Annotated in this window: 15 protein-coding genes; 8 read left to right on the forward strand and 7 right to left on the reverse strand. The window is 73.8% G+C overall.

Annotated features, from left to right (window positions below):
- The first annotated feature begins 68 nt into the window (after positions 1-68).
- Entirely contained in the window at positions 69-575 is a 507-nt protein-coding gene (locus ABTZ17_RS11150; RefSeq protein WP_352195278.1) for a GVDTG sorting domain-containing protein, read from the forward strand.
- Positions 576-739: 164 nt separating this feature from the next.
- Positions 740-1,414, forward strand: a complete 675-nt coding sequence (locus tag ABTZ17_RS11155; RefSeq protein ID WP_352195279.1) for a class F sortase — start codon at positions 740-742, stop codon at positions 1,412-1,414.
- 49 nt (positions 1,415-1,463) lie between these two features.
- Here ABTZ17_RS11155 and ABTZ17_RS11160 read toward each other — a convergent pair whose 3' ends face one another.
- Positions 1,464-2,246: a sulfite exporter TauE/SafE family protein gene (locus tag ABTZ17_RS11160; RefSeq protein ID WP_352195280.1), complete on the reverse strand. Its 783-nt coding sequence runs from the start codon at positions 2,244-2,246 to the stop codon at positions 1,464-1,466.
- 238 nt (positions 2,247-2,484) lie between these two features.
- On the opposite strand from ABTZ17_RS11160, the gene ABTZ17_RS11165 reads away from it, so the two are divergent.
- The 3 genes from ABTZ17_RS11165 to nirD are packed head-to-tail and all read left to right on the forward strand — an operon-like array spanning position 2,485 to position 6,711.
- Complete coding sequence (locus ABTZ17_RS11165; RefSeq protein WP_352195281.1) at positions 2,485-3,837, forward strand: NAD(P)/FAD-dependent oxidoreductase; 1,353 nt, start codon at positions 2,485-2,487, stop codon at positions 3,835-3,837.
- Position 3,838: 1 nt separating this feature from the next.
- A complete protein-coding gene (gene nirB / locus ABTZ17_RS11170; protein ID WP_352195282.1) occupies positions 3,839-6,376 on the forward strand; it encodes a nitrite reductase large subunit NirB in 2,538 nt (845 codons plus the stop codon).
- Entirely contained in the window at positions 6,373-6,711 is a 339-nt protein-coding gene (gene nirD, locus ABTZ17_RS11175) for a nitrite reductase small subunit NirD (protein ID WP_352195283.1), read from the forward strand. Before nirB ends, nirD begins: the two co-directional genes overlap by 4 nt.
- 6 nt (positions 6,712-6,717) lie before the next feature.
- Here the strand turns inward: nirD and ABTZ17_RS11180 are convergent, their stop codons facing one another.
- Positions 6,718-7,131 carry a VOC family protein gene (locus tag ABTZ17_RS11180; protein ID WP_352195284.1) on the reverse strand — a complete coding sequence of 138 codons (414 nt, stop codon included), beginning with the start codon at positions 7,129-7,131 and terminating at the stop codon, positions 6,718-6,720.
- A gap of 155 nt (positions 7,132-7,286) precedes the next feature.
- The gene (locus ABTZ17_RS11185) at positions 7,287-7,742 is read right to left on the reverse strand and encodes a group III truncated hemoglobin (protein WP_352195285.1); all 456 of its coding nucleotides are present in this window, start codon (positions 7,740-7,742) and stop codon (positions 7,287-7,289) included.
- A gap of 256 nt (positions 7,743-7,998) precedes the next feature.
- Here ABTZ17_RS11185 and ABTZ17_RS11190 point away from each other — a divergent pair, with 256 nt between their 5' ends.
- Positions 7,999-9,159 (forward strand): alkaline phosphatase PhoX, encoded by a 1,161-nt coding sequence (locus ABTZ17_RS11190; RefSeq protein WP_352195286.1) that lies wholly within the window; start codon positions 7,999-8,001, stop codon positions 9,157-9,159.
- 170 nt (positions 9,160-9,329) lie between these two features.
- On the opposite strand, the gene ABTZ17_RS11195 is transcribed toward ABTZ17_RS11190, so the two are convergent.
- The 3 genes from ABTZ17_RS11195 to dusB all read right to left on the reverse strand — a co-directional run bounded on the left by ABTZ17_RS11195 (position 9,330) and on the right by dusB (position 15,024).
- Entirely contained in the window at positions 9,330-10,331 is a 1,002-nt protein-coding gene (locus tag ABTZ17_RS11195; protein WP_352195287.1) for an ArsR/SmtB family transcription factor, read from the reverse strand.
- Positions 10,332-10,809: 478 nt separating this feature from the next.
- Positions 10,810-13,518: a pyruvate, phosphate dikinase gene (ppdK, locus tag ABTZ17_RS11200; protein WP_352195288.1), complete on the reverse strand. Its 2,709-nt coding sequence runs from the start codon at positions 13,516-13,518 to the stop codon at positions 10,810-10,812.
- Positions 13,519-13,872: 354 nt separating this feature from the next.
- Positions 13,873-15,024, reverse strand: a complete 1,152-nt coding sequence (gene dusB / locus ABTZ17_RS11205) for a tRNA dihydrouridine synthase DusB (RefSeq protein ID WP_502994641.1) — start codon at positions 15,022-15,024, stop codon at positions 13,873-13,875.
- A gap of 57 nt (positions 15,025-15,081) precedes the next feature.
- On the opposite strand from dusB, the gene ABTZ17_RS11210 reads away from it, so the two are divergent.
- Positions 15,082-16,545: an MFS transporter gene (locus ABTZ17_RS11210; protein ID WP_352195290.1), complete on the forward strand. Its 1,464-nt coding sequence runs from the start codon at positions 15,082-15,084 to the stop codon at positions 16,543-16,545.
- Positions 16,546-16,584: 39 nt separating this feature from the next.
- On the opposite strand, the gene ABTZ17_RS11215 is transcribed toward ABTZ17_RS11210, so the two are convergent.
- Positions 16,585-17,670 (reverse strand): polyprenyl synthetase family protein, encoded by a 1,086-nt coding sequence (locus ABTZ17_RS11215; RefSeq protein ID WP_352195291.1) that lies wholly within the window; start codon positions 17,668-17,670, stop codon positions 16,585-16,587.
- Positions 17,671-17,892: 222 nt separating this feature from the next.
- Between ABTZ17_RS11215 and ABTZ17_RS11220 the strand changes: the two genes are divergently transcribed.
- Positions 17,893-19,062 (forward strand): MAB_1171c family putative transporter, encoded by a 1,170-nt coding sequence (locus ABTZ17_RS11220; protein WP_352195292.1) that lies wholly within the window; start codon positions 17,893-17,895, stop codon positions 19,060-19,062.
- Positions 19,063-19,117 lie beyond the last annotated feature (55 nt).

Genomic DNA, 19,117 nt, shown 5'->3' on the forward strand with positions numbered 1-19,117 from the left:
AGGCGGGCGCCGGTCCGCGGCCGTACCTGTGGAGGCACGAGATCCGCGCCCTTCCCGGAGGACTGGCCATGCGCCGCCGTACCGCTTCGCTCCTGACCGGCACCCTGGTGGCCGCGGCCCTCACGGGCGCCGCGACCGCGGCGGCCGCCGGGGAGTTCGCCCCGCTGGAGCTCTACCCCGGCTCGGCCGCCCCCGGCACCACCGTCACCGTGAGCACCACGGCCTGCGGCCCCCAGGGGACCGCCGACGGGGACGCCACCACGGTGGGCGGCGGCCGCTTCCGCCTCGTGCCGAGCACCCACGAGGAAGTGGTGGTCGGCCGGTTCCGGGTCGGTGCGGAGACCCCTGCCGGTGCCCACGACATCGGTGTGACCTGTGCCAACGGGAAGTTCGCCTCCGGGGACCTCACGGTCACCGGGCGCGCCCCGCAGGGGCACGTACAGACCGGCGTGGGCGGTGGGGTCGAGGACTCCGCCGACCCCGTCCGGATCGCGGTGGGCGTGGCCGTACTGGCCGCGGCCGCCGCGGGCGGTACCTGGGTCCTGCGTCGCCGGGCGAGCGGCACGCGGGCCTGACCGGGCCCTGCCCCCGGTCCACCGGTACCGCCACCGGACCGCCCGCCCCCGCGCCCCCCCCCGGCGCGCACGGGGCGGGCGGCACACCGGACCCGCGCGGAACGTCTCCGGCGCGCCCCCGCGCCACGCCCCGCCTCCCGCTTCCGACACCGAGGGGGTGACCCGTGTCAGGGGAGAACCGCACCGCCCGGCACGCCGGGCTCGTCGCCCTCGCCGTCTGCACCGGCGTCTGGCTGGTCGGCACCGGACTCGGTGCCCGCGAGGAACCCCCGCTGCCCGCCGCGGCCGAGTCCTTCGCCCGCACCGACACCACCGAATCCGGCACCACCACCAGCACCGCCCCCCTCGGCGCCGACGGCCGCCCGGCCGGCATCCGGGCGCTGCCCGCCTCTCCCCCGCTGCGGATCCGGATCCCCTCGATCCGGGTGGACGCCCCCCTGATCGGGCTCGGCCTGCGCCCCGACGGCGGCCTGGAGGTGCCGCCGCCCGAACGCCGCGGCATGGCCGGCTGGTACCGGGACGGCACCCCGCCCGGCGCGCCCGGCACGGCGGTCGTCGCCGGGCATGTGGACGCCGCCAAGGGCCGGGCCGTCTTCTACGACCTGGGCGCGCTGCGCCGCGGCGCGTCGGTGGAGGTGGTCCGCGGGGACGGCCGGACGGCCGTGTTCACCGTGCACGCGGTGGAGCTGTACGACGCGAAGCGGTTCCCGGACCGGAAGGTGTACGGGCCGTCGGCGGGAGCCGAGCTGCGGGTCATCACCTGCGGCGGGCCCTTCTCGAAGCGCACCGGCTACCAGGGCAACGTGGTGGTCTTCGCCCACCTGACCGCCACCTACTGACCCCCTGCCGGGCCCGCGTCCGGGCCCGGGCTCAGACCCTGGTCCGGGCTCAGGCCGCGAACTGCTCGAAGCCGAGCTTGACCACCAGCGCGCACACCACCGTCAGCAGCACCCAGCGGACGAACCCGCTGCCCTTCTTGAGGGCGGTCCGCGCCCCGGCCATGCCCCCGGCCAGGTTGAACACGGCCATCAGCGCGGCCAGCTGCCACAGGACCTGGCCCTGCCAGGCGAACATCGCCAGGGCGCCGGCGTTGGTGCACACGTTGACGATCTTCGCGGTGGCGGAGGCCGTGACCAGGTCCAGGTGGAGCACGGCGGTCAGCGCGAGCACCAGGAAGGTGCCCGTACCCGGCCCGATCATGCCGTCGTAGAAGCCGATGCCCACCCCGGCGAGCAGCACCGCGGCGGCCATCCGACGGCGGCTGACGGGGCCGGTCGCGGGAGCCGCCCCGAAGCCCGGCCGGAACAGCACGAACCCGGCGACGAGCAGCAGCACGCACATGATCAGGGGCCGCAGGGTGTCCTTGCTCATCAACCCGGCGAACATCGCCCCGCCCATGGACCCGGCCAGCGCGGCGAGCCCGATCCGGACGGCGTTGCCCACGTCCACCGGGGCCCGGCGGGCGTAGGTCACGGCCGCACCGGAGGTCCCGACGATGGCCACGGCCTTGTTCGTGCCCAGCGCGTACACGGGGGCGGTGCCCGGGGGCAGGCCCAGCAACAGGGCGGGCAGCAGCAGGAGTCCGCCACCGCCGACCACGGCGTCCACCCAGCCCGCGGCGGCCGCGGCCAGGCACAACAGGACCAGCACGGTCAGTGATATGTCAGGCACCCGGCGACCCTACGGAGCAGATGGATGCATCGTCCATCGATCCCGGGAAACTTGCGCCAGGTTTGAGCTTTCCCCGCCCGGACCGCCCCGTCCCGCCACCCGGCCCGTTCCCCCCGCGAGCCCACCGCCCCGCTCACGGCGCCGCTCACAACCCCGCCCGGCCGGGGTGAGGGCAGCGTTCCCCCCGGGAAACGGCGCGGACGCCGCCGGGAAACAGCGCCGAAGCACGCTTCCCGACATGACCTCGCGACAGCCCCTCGTGGTGATCGGCGGCGGCCTGGCCGGGCTGCGACTCGCCCGGCGCCTGGCCGCCGACGGCCCCGCCCCGGTGACCGTCCTCGGCGAGGAGACGCACGTCCCGTACAACCGGGTCCTGCTCGCCGAAGTCCTGGCCGGACGGTACGGGCCCGAGGTCACCGCCCTCCCGGACCCGGGCCCGGTGCTGCGCCGCGGGGTCCGGGCGGTGCGGATCGACCGGGCGGCGCGGCGGGTGCACTGCGCGGACGGCACCGACGTCCCGTACGGCACCCTCGTGCTGGCCACCGGCTCCAACGCCGTCCTGCCGCCGCTGCGCGGCCTGTTCGGCCCGCGCGGCGGCGGACCCGCCCCCCTCCCCCGGGGCGTGCACGCCTTCCGCACCATGACCGACTGCCTGGACCTCTCCGCCGCGGTCCGGCCCGGACTGCGGGTCGTGGTCATCGGTGGGGGTCTCCTCGGGGTCTCCGCCGCCCGCGCCCTGGCCGCCCGCGGGGCCCGGGTCCTCCTCGCCCAGCAGGCCGACCGCCTCATGGAACGCCAACTGGACCACGGGGCTTCCGCGCTGCTGCACGCCCACCTCACCGGCCTGGGCGTCGAGGTCCACACCGCGTGCCGGGTCCGCGGGCTGCTCACCGCCCCCGACCCGCACCGGGCCACCGGGGTCGAACTGGCCGACGGCGCCCGGCTCGACGCCGAACTGGTCGTCCTGGCGTGCGGGGTGCGGCCGCGCACCGGCCTGGCCCGCGCCGCCGGACTGGCCGTCCGCACCGGCGTCCTCGTCGACGACGAACTGCGCACCGACGACCCGCGGATCCACGCCATCGGCGACTGCGCCGAACACGCCGGCCGGATCTACGGACTCGCCGGCCCCGCCGTGGAACAGGCCGACGCCCTCGCGGACCTCCTCACCGCACCGGCGGGCGCGCCGAGCACCGCACCGACCCCCGCGCCGGGGACCGGCACCCGGGGCGGACATCCGACCGGAAGCGCCGCGCGGGCCGGATCGGCACGCCCCGGCCCGTACACCGGCACCCGGGCCCTGACCCGCCTCACCCTGCCCGCGGACCCCGGCCCCCTGGACCTGGCCGCCTTCGGCGAGACCGAACCGCTCCCCGGGGACGACGTGCTCCGCCTCGCCGACGCCACCCGCGGCACCTACCGCAAGGTCGTGGTCCGCGGGGACCGGCTGGTCGGGGGCGTGCTGATCGGCGCCCTCGGCTCGATCGGCACCCTGGCCCGCGCCTGGGAGGGCGCCGAACCCCTCACCGACCCGCCCCCGGGCTCCCCCCGCCACCCCCTGCTGCACCTGCTCACCGACGACGGAGGCTCCTGACATGGCCCACCCCGCCCCCCGACCCGTGATCGTCCTCGTCGGCCACGGCATGGTCGGACAGCGCTACCTGGAAGCCCTCGCCGAGCACGGGATCACCGGCCGGACCCACCGGATCGTGGTCCTCGCCGAGGAACCCCGCCCCGCCTACGACCGGGTCCACCTCACCTCCTACTTCTCCGGCACCCGCCCCGAGGACCTATCCCTCACCCCGCCCGGGTTCATGGCCGAGCACGGCATCGAACTGCACCTCGGGGACCCGGCGGAACGGGTGGACCGGACCGCCCGCACCGTCACCACCCGCGCCGGCCGGACCCACCGCTACGACACCCTCGTCCTGGCCACCGGCTCCGCCCCCTTCGTGCCCCCGGTCCCCGGTCGGGAGGCCCCCGGCTGCTTCGTCTACCGCACCATCGAGGACCTCCTCGCCATCGAGGAGTACGCCCGCGGCCGGGCCTCCGGGGCCGTGGTCGGCGGCGGACTCCTCGGCCTGGAGGCCGCCGGCGCCCTCCAGGGACTCGGGCTCGCCACCCGGATCGTGGAATTCGCCCCCCGCCTGATGCCCGTGCAGGTCGACGAGGGCGGCGGCGCGGCCCTGCTCCGCACCATCGAGGGCATGGGCCTCACCGTGCACACCGGGGTCGGCACCCGGGAAGTGCTGACCGACGGCCCCGGGGGCCGGGTCACCGGCATGCGGCTCTCCGACGGATCCACCGTCCGCACCGAACTCGTGGTCTTCTCCGCCGGCGTGCGCCCCCGCGACGGACTGGCCCGCGACTGCGGGCTGACCGTCGGGGAACGCGGCGGCATCGCCGTGGACGGGCAGTGCCGCACCTCCGACGACCGGGTGTACGCGATCGGGGAATGCGCCCTCGCCGCCGACGGCCGCGTCTACGGGCTGGTCGCCCCCGGCTACGAGATGGCCCGCACCGCCGCCGCGCACCTCGCCGGGAACACCGGCCGCGCCTTCACCGGCGCCGACCTCTCCACCAAGCTCAAGCTCCTCGGCGTGGACGTGGCCTCCTTCGGCGACGCCCACGGCACCACCGAGGGCAGCCTCGACGTGGTCTGGTCCGACTCCCGCTCAGGCGTGTACAAGAAGCTGGTCATCGGCCGGGACGGCACCCTCCTCGGCGGGGTCCTCGTCGGCGAGGCCGACTCCTACGGCCTGCTGCGGCCCCTCACCGGCTCCGTACCGCCCGCCGCACCCGAGCAGCTCGTCCTGCCCGCCGGACTCGGGGCCCCCACCGCCCTCGGCCCGGCCGCCCTGCCCGACGAGGCCGTCGTCTGCTCCTGCCACAACGTCACCAAGAAGGCCATCACCGCCTGCGCCACCCTCCCCGAGGTCAAGAAGTGCACCGGGGCGGGCACCGGCTGCGGCTCCTGCCTCAAGGTCATCGGACAACTCCTGCCCGCCACCGGGGAACAGGGGCTCTGCGGCTGCTTCCCGCACAGCCGCGCCGAGCTCTACGAGATCGTCCGCACCCTCCGCCAGACCTCCTTCGCCGCCCTCCTCGACAGCCACGGCACCGCCGCGGCCCGCGGCGGCGAGGGCTGCGAGGTCTGCAAGCCGGCCGTCGGCTCCATCCTCGCCTCCCTGGCCCCCTCGATCGGCGCCGACGGCTACGTCCTCGCCGGGGAACAGGCCGCCCTCCAGGACACCAACGACCACTTCCTCGCCAACATCCAGCGCAACGGCTCCTATTCGGTGGTCCCCCGCATCCCCGGCGGCGAGATCACCCCCGACCGGCTGATCGTGATCGGCGAAGTGGCACGGGACTTCGGGCTCTACACGAAGATCACCGGCGGCCAGCGCATCGACCTGTTCGGCGCCCGCGTCGACCAGCTCCCCGCGATCTGGTCCCGGCTCGTCGAGGCGGGCTTCGAGTCCGGGCACGCCTACGGCAAGGCCCTGCGCACCGTGAAGTCCTGCGTGGGCAGCACCTGGTGCCGGTACGGGGTCCAGGACAGCGTGCGCATGGCCATCGCCCTGGAGCTGCGCTACCGGGGCCTGCGCGCCCCGCACAAGCTGAAGTCGGCGGTCTCCGGCTGCGCCCGGGAGTGCGCGGAGGCCCAGAGCAAGGACTTCGGGGTGATCGCCACCGCCCAGGGCTGGAACCTCTACGTGGGCGGGAACGGCGGAGCCACCCCCCGCCACGCCGACCTGCTCGCCCAGGACCTCACCGACGAGGAACTGGTCCGGCTCGTCGACCGCTTCCTGATGTTCTACATCCGCACCGCCGACCGGCTGGAGCGGACCTCCGCCTGGCTGGAGCGGCTGGAGGGCGGGCTCGACCACCTCAGGGACGTGCTCGTGGAGGACTCCCTCGGCCTGTGCGCGGAACTGGACTCCCTGATGGCCGCGCACGTGGCGCACTACCGCGACGAGTGGTCGGAGACGCTCAAGGACCCCGAACGGATGCGCCGCTTCGTCTCCTTCGTGAACGCCCCCGGCGCCCCGGACCCCTCGGTGCGCTTCGTGCCCGAACGCGACCAGGTCCGGCCCGACCTGGACGTCCTGACCCTGGAAGGGGCCCGATGACCATCGAACTCCGGCTGGACCGCACCTGGCTCACCGTGTGCGAGCTGTCCGAGGTGATCCCGGGGCGCGGTGTCGCCGCCCTGCTGCCCGACGGGACCCAGGCGGCCGTCTTCCTGGACCGCTCGGGGCGCCCGTACGCCATCGCCAACCGGGACCCCTTCACGGGGGCGCAGGTGCTGTCGCGGGGGTTGCTGGGCTCGGCGGAGGGGCGGCCCTTCGTGGCCTCGCCGCTGCTGAAGCAGCGGTTCGACCTGGAGACGGGGCGGTGCCTGGACGACGCGGAGGTGGCGGTGCGGACCTTCCCGGTCCGTACCGCCCCGACCACGACGGGCTGAGCCCGGTCAGCCCTGGGCGGAGGCGGCGGCCTCGTCCATCCAGACCAGCTCCCAGAGGTGGCCGTCGAGGTCCTGGAAGGAGCGGGAGTACATGAAGCCGTAGTCGTCGGCGGGCCGCGTCTGGGTACCGCCCGCCGCGAGAGCCGCGTCGGCCAGCTCGTCCACCCGGGCCCGGCTCTCGGCGCTCAGGGCGATGATCACCTCGGCGGAGCGGCCGGTGTCGGCGATCTCCTTGTCGGTGAACTCCTTGAACTTGGCCCGGGTGAGGAGCATCGCGTACACGGTGTCGCTGAACACCAGGCAGGCGGCGGTCTCGTCGGTGAACTGCGGGTTGAAGGAGTAGCCCAGGCGGTTCCAGAAGGTCTTGCTGGCGTCCAGGTCCTCGACCGGGAGGTTCACGAAGATCATGGTGGCGGACATGGCTGCCTCTTTCCCTTGCCGCGGCCGCACCGTGCGGGCCGCTCCTGAAGGGGTAGACCGCGGTCGGTCCCGGAACTCATCGCCACGCCGCGCATTCCTCCGGAAAACTTTCCGGCACCCGCACGGACGGCCGACGTCCGGGCGCGGCGCCGGGCTCAGGCCGCCGAGCGGAGCTCCAGGGCGGCCAGCGGGACGAAGCCGGGGCCGGTCCCGGTGAGCGGGGCGTCGGCGCCCGCGAGCCGCTTGTGCAGCGTGAGGGCGATCCGCTCGCCCACGGCCTTGGCCCGCTCGGCGTTCGGGCCGCTGTGCAGTCCGTCCACCGCGGCCCGCCACAGCTGCACCCAGCGCCCGGCGTCCGCCGCGGTGAGGGGGCGGACGGAGTGCAGGGCGGCGTGCGGGGCGAAGGCGTTGCGCCGGTACTCGGCGCTGCGGAAGAGGGCGCGTTCCCAGAAGTCGGTGATCCGCGGCAGGTGCACGGCCAGGTCGGTACCGGCGATCTCGGTGAAGAAGGGGCCGATCCGCGGGTCCGCGAAGGCCGCCCCGTAGAACCTGCGGAGCAGCAGGTCGAGGTCGGCGCGGTCCCGGACGTCGGGGAGGGGGCGGTGGGGCATGCCCCCATCCTCCGTCCGGCCTCGGGGCCCGCCCAGGGGCGAAGGTCCCCCGGCGGGCCGGCGGGCGACCCGGCGGCGGCACGGGGCCCGGGGGACGCGAGGGGCCGTCCGGGCGGCCCGTACCGGCGCGTCGGGCCCCGGTGGTCGGGCGGTCACGCGGCGTTGCCCGGGAGTCCATCCGCCGCTCCTAGGGTCCTCGGCGCGTGACCCCGCGTCGCCGCCCGGCCGCGGGGCCCGACTCCCCCATGGAGTGACTGTGGAACGTCGCACCTTCCTGCGCGGCGCCGTGATCGGCACCTCGGCCGCCGCCTTCGGAGGCACCCTGATGCGGGGTGCGGCCTACGCCGCCCCCGCCCAGCCCGGTCCGGGACCCTACGGGGCCCTCGGTGCGGCCGACGCCAACGGGATCATGCTCCCGGCCGGGTTCACCAGCCGGGTCGTCGCCCGGTCCGGGCAGACCGTGCCCGGCACCTCGTACACCTGGCACAGCGCCCCCGACGGCGGGGCCTGCTTCACGGACGGCGCGGGGTGGATCTACGTCTCCAACTCGGAGATCAACCCCTCCGGCGGGGCGAGCGCGGTCCGTTTCGGCGCCACCGGCGCGGTCATCGGCGCCTACCGCATCCTCTCCGGCACCCGGCAGAACTGCGCGGGCGGCAGGACCCCGTGGAACACCTGGCTGTCCTGTGAGGAGGTCAGCCTCGGCCTGGTCTACGAGACGGACCCGTACGGGGTGAACGCGGCGGTGCAGCGGCCCGCGCTGGGCCGCTTCAAGCACGAGGCGGCGGCCGCCGACCCGGTCCGCAAGGCGATCTACCTGACGGAGGACGAGAGCGACGGCTGCTTCTACCGCTTCCTCCCCACCACCTGGGGCAACCTCTCCTCCGGCACCCTCCAGGTACTCAAGGCGGGCACCGCCACCTCGGGCTCCTTCACCTGGCAGAACGTGCCCGACCCGGACGGCTCCCCCACCGTCACCCGCAACCAGGTCTCGGGGGTCAAGCGCTTCAACGGCGGCGAGGGCTGCCACTACGCCAACGACACGGTCTGGTTCACCACCAAGGGCGACAACCGGGTCTGGCAGCTGAACCTGCTGACGAACACCTACGAGCTCGCCTACGACGACTCGCTCGTCACGGGCGGCGGGGCCCCGCTGACCGGCGTGGACAACGTCACCGGCTCCACCTACGGGGACCTGTACGTCGCCGAGGACGGCGGCAACATGGAGGTCTGCGTGATCACCCCGGACGACGTGGTCGCGCCCTTCCTGCGGATCACCGGGCAGTCCTCCTCGGAGATCTGCGGCCCGGCCTTCTCGCCCGACGGCCGCCGCTTCTACTTCTCCAGCCAGCGCGGCACCTCGGGCAGTTCCACCGGCGGCATCACCTACGAGGTGACGGGCCCCTTCCGGACCTGACCGCCTCCACCCCCACCGCCGCCCGGGACCGACCCGGCGGCGCCACGGGAACGGGCCCCGCTCCGGATCTCCGGAGCGGGGCCCGCCGTGTTCCGGCCGCGGGCCGGACCCCGCCCCCGCGCGAGGGGCGAAATCCGGCCAGAAATCGACGGCGCGGGCGCGGTCGCCCCTCAGGAAGCGACCGCTCCGCCCCGCAACAGGGCGGCTCCCAGCGGGGTGACCGTGTGCAGCACGGCGTTGCCGTGTCGCAACGTGGTCACCAGACCGGCCTCCCGCATCACCCCGGCGTGCTGGCTCGCCGAGGCCAACGAGACCCCGGCCCGGCGGGCCAGCTCGCTGGTGGTGGCCCCGTCCCCGATGGCGCGCAGCACCACCGAGCGGGTGTGCCCGACCAGCTTGCCCAGCGTGCGGTAGCGGTGCTCCTCGGCCGGGCGCGCCGCCATCTCCCGCGGGTAGGCAGTGCTCAGTTGCGCCGCCGCCGGATAGACCAGCACCGGCGGCAGCTCGGGGTCCTGCAGGGTCACCGCGGTGCGCCGGCAGAAGAACGAGGGCTGCAACAGCAGCCCGCGCCCCCGCAGCCGGACGTCCCGGTCCACCGGGTAGTCACACTCCAGGACCGGGGCCCGCCAGCGCATCATCGGCGGCAGCGAGGACATCAACTCGTCCGCGCCCCCGTCCAACAAGGCCCGGCCGCGCGCGGCCCGTTCGGCCTCGATCTGCGCCTGGACGTGCGTCCAGTACGGCTCCACGGCGGCCCGGTGGTACCGCCGCAGCTCCGTGGCGAGCCGGGTGAGCTGCTGTGGCCCGCCCTCGTGGAACTCCCGGAGTCTGGTGGGCAGTTGCTGTCCCGCGGGGGCCAGCAGGGCGGTCTCCCGGCGGATCCGGTGGGCCCGGGTGCCGAGCACGGCGTCCAGCCCGAGCTCCATGCCGTAGCGGCCCTCGACGGGGGTCAGAAAGTCCGGGAAATACCCTCGCGCCGGTATCAGAGCCCCCAGGAGGCGTGTTTCACCATTCAACCGGGTACGGGTTTCCGTACGCCATTCGCCGAACAGCCGCACATCCCGACGATCTCTTAATCGATGGAAACTCAGAATCGTTTCCCACAACGCATCGGGTCTCCCCGCCACACGTACCCGTGCCAGGTCCACTCCAGTGAAATGGATACGCAGCACCGAACCCCCACCTGTGCAACCGCAATCCCCCCGCCCCATGAGTATGCACACCGTCACGCGACGTCACCACGCCCTTTCGGCCACAGTTGAAACCCCTTTCGGCAGGGGCGTGACAAGCGAAATGCTGTACTCCGCCGGGCACACTCCGGGGCGACCGGAAACGCTCCGCGAAGGCCGTGGGGGGCTTTGCGGGGCCTGGCGGTCGGTCGCACCGGGAAGCGCCGACGTGCCCGGCGGATTGACAGGAGGCGGCGGACGGGTGGGGATCCGTCCGCCGCCTGCTGCTGTGTGGAATTCCGTTTCTCTTCCCGGCCGCCGGCACCGGCCCGGCCCCTCCCGCTCCGGCCCCCGGTCCTCCGGGCCGGCCCGCCGCCTCCGGTCCTCCCGCCCCGGACACGCCGACGCCCGGCTCCGGGGGGTCAGGGTCCCCCGGAGCCGGGCGGGTCGCGGAGGGCGGCGCGAGGGCCGCCCGGGCGGGTCAGCGGCTGTCGCTGCCCGAGGAGTCGGCGGCCGCGCGGCCCGCCTCCAGGCGCGCCACCGGAATCCGGAACGGCGAGCAGGAGACGTAGTCGAGGCCGGCCTCGTGGAAGAAGTGCACCGACTCCGGGTCACCGCCGTGCTCGCCGCAGACGCCGAGCTTGAGGTCGGGGCGGGTCTCCCGGCCCAGCTTCACGGCGTGCTTGACCAGCGAGCCGACGCCGTCCTTGTCGATGGTCTCGAAGGGCGAGACCCCGAAGATGCCCTTCTCCAGGTAGGCCGTGAAGAAGCTGGCCTCCACGTCGTCGCGGGAGAAGCCCCAGACCGTCTGCGTGAGGTCGTTGGTGCCGAAGGAGAAGAACTGCGCGGCCTCGGCGATCTGGTCGGCGGTCAGCGCGGCCCGCGGCAGCTCGATCATCGTGCCGATGGTCAGGCGGAGGTCGGTGCCGGTGGCGGCCTCGATCTCGGTGATGATCGCGTCGGCCTCCTCGCGGACGATCTCCAGCTCCTGGACGGTGCCCACCAGCGGGATCATGATCTCGGCGCGCGGGTCGCCCTTGGCGTTCTTCCGCTCGGCGGCGGCCTCGGCGATGGCCCGCACCTGCATGGCGAACAGACCGGGGATGACCAGGCCGAGGCGGACCCCGCGCAGGCCCAGCATCGGGTTCTGCTCGTGGAGCTTGTGCACGGCCTGGAGCAGGCGGAGGTCGTTCTCGTTCGGGTCCTTGCGGGCCTCGGCGAGGGCGACGCGCACCGACAGCTCGGTGATGTCGGGCAGGAACTCGTGCAGCGGCGGGTCCAGCAGGCGGACCGTGACGGGCAGCCCGTCCATCGCCTCGAACAGCTCGACGAAGTCCTTCTTCTGGAGCGGCAGGAGGGCACTCAGTGCCTCCTCGCGCTCGGAGTCGGTGTCCGCCAGGATCAGGCGCTCCACCATCTCGCGGCGCTCGCCGAGGAACATGTGCTCGGTGCGGCACAGGCCGATGCCCTGGGCGCCGAAGCGGCGGGCGCGCAGCGCGTCCTCGGCGTTGTCGGCGTTGGCGCGCACGCGCAGGCGGCGCACCCGGTCGGCGTAGGCCATGATCCGGTGCACGGCCTGCACCAGCTCGTCGGCGTCGTCGGCACCGGCGTGCATGCGGCCCTCGAAGTACTCGACCACCGGGGAGGGCACCACGGGCACCTCGCCCAGGTAGACCTTGCCGGTCGAGCCGTCGATGGAGACGACGTCGCCCTCCTCGATGACCCGGCCGCCCACCGTCATCCGGCGGCGCTTGGTGTCGACGTCGAGCTCCTCGGCGCCGCAGACACAGGTCTTGCCCATGCCGCGGGCCACCACGGCCGCGTGCGAGGTCTTGCCGCCGCGGGAGGTCAGGATGCCCTCGGAGGCGATCATGCCGTCCAGGTCGTCCGGGTTGGTCTCGCGGCGGATCAGGATGACCTTCTCGCCGGAGCGGGACCACTTGACCGCGGTGTACGAGTCGAAGACGGCCTTGCCGACCGCCGCGCCCGGGGAGGCGGCGATGCCGCGGCCGAGCAGCTCGGTGGCGGCGTTGTCGTCGAAGCGGGGGAACATCAGCTGGGCCAGCTGGTGGCCGGTGACGCGCTGGAGCGCCTCGGCCTCGTCGATCAGGCCCTGATCCACGAGCTGGGTGGCGATCCGGAAGGCGGCACCGGCGGTGCGCTTGCCGACCCGGGTCTGGAGCATCCACAGCTGACCGCGCTCGATGGTGAACTCGATGTCGCAGAGGTCCTTGTAGTGGGTCTCCAGCGTGTTCATGATCTGCATGAGCTGGTCGTACGACTTCTTGTCGATCGACTCCAGCTCGGCCAGCGGCACCGTGTTGCGGATGCCCGCGACCACGTCCTCGCCCTGGGCGTTCTGCAGGTAGTCGCCGTAGACGCCCTGGTGGCCGCTGGCGGGGTCACGGGTGAAGGCCACGCCGGTGCCCGAGTCGGGGCCCAGGTTGCCGAAGACCATGGAGCAGATGTTCACGGCGGTGCCGAGGTCGCCGGGGATGCGCTCCTGGCGGCGGTACAGCTTGGCGCGGTCGCCGTTCCAGGAGTCGAAGACGGCGTGGACGGCGAGGTCCATCTGCTCGCGGGCGTCCTGCGGGAACTCGCGCCCCGCCTCCTTGGCGACGATGTCCTTGAACTGCGCCACGAGGGCCTTGAGGTCCCCGGCGTCGAGGTCGGTGTCGCTGGTGACCTGCTTGGTCTCCTTGGCGGCCTCCAGGGCCTCCTCGAAGAGCTCGCCGTCGACGCCCAGCACGGTCTTGCCGAACATCTGGATCAGGCGGCGGTAGGAGTCCCACGCGAAGCGCTCGTCGCCGGACTGGGCGGCGAGGCCCTGCACGGAGACGTCGGAGAGCCCGATGTTGAGGACGGTGTCCATCATGCCGGGCATGGAGAACTTGGCGCCGGAACGCACGGAGACCAGCAGCGGGTCGTCGGCCTGGCCGAGCTTCTTGCCCATCGTGGCCTCAAGGGCCTCCAGGTGCGCGGTGACCTCGTCGCGCAGCGCGGCCGGGGCCTCGCCGCTCTCCAGGTAGACCTTGCAGGCCTCGGTGGTGATGGTGAAGCCGGGGGGCACCGGCAGACCCAGGTTGGTCATCTCGGCGAGGTTCGCACCCTTGCCGCCGAGAAGGTCCTTGAGGTCGCGGTTGCCCTCGGTGAAGTCGTAGACGAACTTCTGATCTTTGTTTTCCGACACGGGTCTCGACTCCTCGAGGACTCGGTGGCTGCCCTGACGGCCAGGAACATACCCAGATCGAAGGCATCTGGGGAGGTGCACTCGGCCGTCATGGGGCTCGCTCCACCCGTACGCCACTGGATCGAAAGTGACCGTCGAGTAGCCGAACGGCCCCTTCCGCCTTCACCTCCCGAACGACAAGGGCCTCGGATCGGCTTGAATACGCTCGTTTGAGCGATCATCGATACATTTGCGTTCAACTCTTGAACGAACAAAGGGTGGCACCCAGTGCCACCCTTTGAGAATTGCATCGTCGGTTTTTACGCTCATCTGAGCGCAACCCCTACCATGCGTGGCGCATATCACGCCCGTCGTTCAGCCTCCGGACGTGTCCAGTTCGGCTTCCTCGCTCACTCCGGCGCAGTCGTACGGGTCCTTCAGCCAGCCGTCCGGGAGGACAACTCGGTTGTTTCCGGACGTGCGCCCGCGGGGGCCGTCCGCACTCTCGGGCCAGGGCTGGTCCAGGTCGAGCTCGCTCAGATGAGCGTCGAGTTCCGCCAGGGAGGAGATGACCGCGAGCTTCTTCCGCATCTCGGAGCCCACCGAGAAGCCCTTGAGGTACCAGGCCACGTGCTTACGGAAGTCGATCACGCCGCGGGTCTCGTCGCCGATCCACTCCCCCAGGAGGGTGGCGTGGCGCAGCATCACGGCGGCCACCTCGCGCAGCGCGGGCGCGTAGTAGTCCTCGGGGCGGCCCTCGAAGGCGGCGACCAGGTCGTTGAACAGCCAGGGGCGGCCCAGACAACCGCGGCCCACGACCACGCCGTCGCAGCCGGTCTCGCGGACCATCCGCAGGGCGTCCTCGGCGCACCAGATGTCGCCGTTGCCGAGCACGGGGATCTCGGGGACGTGCTCCTTGAGCCGGGCGATGGCCTCCCAGTCGGCGGTGCCGCCGTAGTGCTGGGCGGTGGTGCGGCCGTGCAGGGCGATGGCGGTGACCCCCTCCTCCACGGCGATCCGGCCCGCGTCGAGGTAGGTGAGGTGGTCGTCGTCGATGCCCTTGCGCATCTTCATGGTGACCGGGAGGTCACCGGCGCCGGCCACGGCCTCGCGCAGGATGGCCCGGAGCAGGTTCCGCTTGTAGGGCAGGGCGGAGCCGCCGCCCTTGCGGGTCACCTTGGGGACCGGGCAGCCGAAGTTCAGGTCGATGTGGTCGGCCCGGTCCTCCTCGACGATCATGCGGACCGCCTTGCCGACCGTGACCGGGTCCACTCCGTACAGCTGGATGGAGCGCGGGGTCTCCGTGGCGTCGAAGTGGATGAGCTGCATGGTCTTCTCGTTGCGCTCGACCAGTGCCCGGGTGGTGATCATCTCGCTCACGTACAGCCCCTTGCCCTCGCTGAACTCGCGGCAGAGGGTGCGGAAGGGGGCGTTCGTGATGCCGGCCATGGGCGCGAGCACCACCGGCGGCCGCACCGTGTGCGGGCCGATCGCGAGAGGCGGGGGAAGCGTGGTCATGCCCCCCATTGTCGCCCATCCGGGTGCCGCGCTCCCGATGTGGTTAGTTAGGCGTACTATCGAGGCATGCCCGAGTCCGGCCGTCGCCGCCGCCTGCTGGTCCTGGCGATCTGCTGCACCAGCCTGCTGATCGTCAGCCTGGACAACACGGCGCTCAACGTCGCCCTGCCCACGATGCGCGCCGAGTTCGGCGCCTCCGTCTCCGGGATGCAGTGGACCCTCGACGCGTACACGCTGGTGCTCGCCTCGCTGCTGATGCCCGCGGGTGCCGCCGCCGACCGGCTGGGCCGCCGCCGGGTCTTCGCCACCGGCCTGGTGCTCTTCACCCTCGGCTCCCTGCTCTGCTCCCTGGCCCCGGGCCTGGAGTGGCTGGTGGCCTTCCGAGTGGTGCAGGCCGTGGGCGGCTCCATGCTCAACCCGGTCGCCATGTCGATCATCACCAACACCTTCACCGAACCCCGCGAACGGGCCCGCGCCATCGGCGCCTGGGGCGCGGTGGTCGGCGTCTCCATGGCCGCCGGACCGCTGGTGGGCGGACTGCTCGTGGACGGGGTGGGCTGGCGGGCGGTGTTCTGGGTGAACCTGCCCGTGGGACTGACGGCCCTGCTGCTGACGCTGAGGTTCGTGCCCGAGTCCCGGGCCCCCCGGCCGCGCCGCCCGGACCGGGTGGGTCAGCTGCTGGTGATGACCCTGCTGCTCTCCCTCACCTACGGGATCATCGAAGCCCCGGCGGCGGGCTGGGGCTCCCCGCTCGTCCTGGGCTGCGCGGCCGTGGCGGTGGCGGCCCTGGTCGGGCTGGTGCGGTACGAGTCCCGGCGGGAGGATCCGCTGATCGACCCGCGCTTCTTCCGCAGCCCGCCCTTCAGCGGCGCCACCCTGATCGCCGTGTGCGGGTTCGCCGCCCTCGCGGGCTTCCTCTTCCTGAACACCCTGTACCTCCAGGAGGTGCGCGGGCTCGACGCCCTCGACGCCGGGCTGTACGTGCTGCCCATGGCCGGGCTGACCTTCCTTTGCGCACCCCTGTCCGGGCGGCTGACCGCCACGGTCGGCCCGCGGCCCCCGCTGCTGGCGGCCGGCACCGCGATGGCCGCGAGCGGGGTGCTCTTCGCGGGCTTCCGGGCCGAGGCCGACGACACCCTCCTCTTCACCGCGTACGTGCTCTTCGGCCTGGGCTTCGGGCTGCTCAACGCCCCGATCACCAACACCGCCGTCTCCGGGATGCCGCGCGCCCAGGCCGGGGTGGCCGCGGCGGTGGCCTCGACGAGCCGGCAGACCGGCAGCGCCCTCGGGGTGGCCGTCATCGGGGCGGTGCTGGCCTCGGGGCCGGCGGGCTCGGCGGTCGGCGATCCGGGGCACGGCGCGGCATTCCTGGACGCGGCCCGGCCCGCCTGGTGGATCGTCGCCGGGTGCGGGGCGGCCGTGGTGGTGCTGGCGGCCCTGACCAGCGGGCCCCGGGCCACGGCGGTCGCGGCCCGGGTGCTGGAGGCGGCCCGGTCGGAGGAGGAGGACCTGCGGGCGCGCGCGGGCTGAGCCGCGGGCGGCGGGGTGCGGTCGGGCGGGCGGGGTGCGTCAGGCGGCCGGGACGGTGGCCGGCCGCAGCAGCGGGGCCGAGGCCAGGGCGGTGAGGGCGCGCAGGGCCGGCAGGTGGTCCTCGTCCCCGCCGAGCCGGGTCAGGACCCGGTCGGCGTGGGCGCGCAGGGCCCGCAGATCGGCGTGGAAGCGGTCCAGTACGGCGGCGTGCTGGAGGTGCGCGGCGAGCTCGGCGCGGGCCGCGCAGGCGGCGCGGACGGCGGCGGGGGTGGCGAGGGCCGGGGTGCGGGCGGCGGCGGCCAGGGTGAGCAGCCGTTGCCGGACCGGGGTGGCGGCGTCTTCGAGGGCGCCGGCGAGGAGGTAGGTGACGGTGCCGTTGGCGAGGTCCTCGTTGCGGCCGGTCAGGAGGTCCTGCTGGTCGTTGAAGAGCTGCCAGAGCAGGCCGAAGACCTCGCCGAACTCCCGCCAGAGGGCGGTCCGGGGGGCGTCGGCGCCGGCGAGCCGGGCGGCCATCGCGGTGATCATCCCGAAGGGGCCGCCGGACTTGCCGCGGTAGGTGGCGAGCACGGTGCCGCGCTCGGCTCCGGCCGGGTCCGGGTGGAGGTCGGCGAGCTGCCCCTCGGCACCGCTGACGGCTCCGCGGACGAGTTCGGCGGAGAGGGCCTCGCGGACGGCGGGGTCCAGGGGGCTGGACTGGAGGATCCGCAGGGGCAGGACCGTGCCGCAGAGGACGGCGGCCAGCAGGGCGGCCTCGGGACCGGGGGCGCCGGCCTCCCGGCCGGGGGCGGTGCCGGTCGGGGCGGCCCCGGCGTCGGCGAGGTCGTCGAAGTGGCAGGCGGAGGTCCACCAGAGCAGGTGCACGGCGGCCAGCGGCACGGCCGGCTCCGGGTCCCCGGTCTCGACCCCGTGCACCAGCAGGGGCAGGGTCTCCAGGGGGTGCCCGAAGGTGCGGGCGCGCAGCAGGGCGGCGGCGGCCAGTCGGACGCCGGGCGCGTCGGGCCCCAGGCCGTCGAGGAGCGCGGTCAGCTCCGCCTGCACGGCGGGGCCGAGGGCGTGGTGGAGTTCCCGGTAGGTGAGCCCCGCGTAGCGGGACCGCGGCGTCTGCCCGTACTGACTGGCGTCCACGAGCTGCCCCCGACGGAGAGAACGGTCCCGGCGACTGTCGGGCGGACGCTCTGCGTCCGGCTCAGATTCGATCATTCCGGCCCGCACGGGGTAAGGGCGATTTTCGGCCTGTCTGATTTTCCCTGGTTTTCCGGACCCCGGCTTCCGACCGGACCCGAAGGGGCCCTACGATCCGCCCGTACCCGCCCGGGCTCCCGCCCGCGGCCCAGCTCGGGAGTACCGGTGAACAGCAGTACCGGCCACTGGATCCTCACCTGCACCATGTGGCTCGCCTGCCTGGTGAAGGTGCCGACCCTGCGGCACCACCGCGAGCCGCTCCACGTGACGGTGTGCCTGGTCCCCTTCTTCGGCGGGGTCGCCTACTTCACCTCGAACCCCCAGGTCATCGGCGTGGTCAACGCATGGACCGGGGTCGACAACTTCTCCGCCCCGCTGGTGTACTCCCTGCTCACCGTGGTCAGCGCGCTCATCGTGACCCTCCTGGTGCACTGGCGGGAGGGCACGGAGGAACGGGCCCGACGGACCTCCCGGCGGGTGCTCACCGCGTACGGGGCCACCGTGGTCGGCATCGTGCTGCTCTTCGCCGCCGGCGAGGCCCCGGTGGAACGGCGGGTGGACTTCGACACCTACTACGCCACCACCCCCTTCATCCGCGAGATGATCCTGCTCTACCTGACCGCGCACGCGGTGTCGGTCACCCTCGCCACCACCCTCTGCATCCGCTGGTTCGCCCTGGTCAGGGGCCAGTGGCTGCGCCGGGGACTGCGGCTCCTCATCGTGGGCTTCGCCCTCGGCCTCGGCATGGACGCCTGCAAGTTCCTCGCCGTCGGGGCCCGCTGGGCCGGGGCCGACTGGGACCTGCTCAACACCGGGGCGGCCCCGCTGTTCGCCTTCGGCTACACCCTGCTGACCGGACTCGGCTTCATCCTGCCGGTGGTCGGCAGCACCCTGGTCCACACCTGGGGGGCGCTGCGCTCCCTCGTCCAGCTGCGGCCGCTGTGGTGCGCCCTGCAACCCGCCGCCCCGGCGGCCCCGCCCGGCCCGCCGGTGCCGTGGTGGGAGATCGACCTGCGGGTCACCCGGCGGGTGGCGGAGATCCACGACGGCCGGTTGGCCCTGCGCCCGTACCGGGACCGCTCCGCGGCGGCGGCCGCCGCCGACCGGGCCCGGGCCACGGGCCTGTCCGGGGCCGAGGCGGCCGCCGCCGTGGAGGCCGAGGTGCTGGCGACCGCGCTGGCCAGGCTGGCCGCCTCCAATACCGACCGGCTCCCTGAGGCCCCCGCCGAGGAGACCTGCCCGGTGCCGGACCCCTCCCCGGCCCTGGACCGCGAGGCACTGGTGCGGGTCGCCCGACGCTTTCGCCGCCCGGAGGGACCGGTCCGGACCGCCTAGCGCTCCGCCCCCGTACCCCGCGCCTCGAACGCCGGCGGGGCCGGATCGCCATGCC

Source organism: Streptomyces sp. NPDC097619 (assembly GCF_040302735.1).
In the GTDB taxonomy this organism is placed as follows: domain Bacteria; phylum Actinomycetota; class Actinomycetes; order Streptomycetales; family Streptomycetaceae; genus Streptomyces.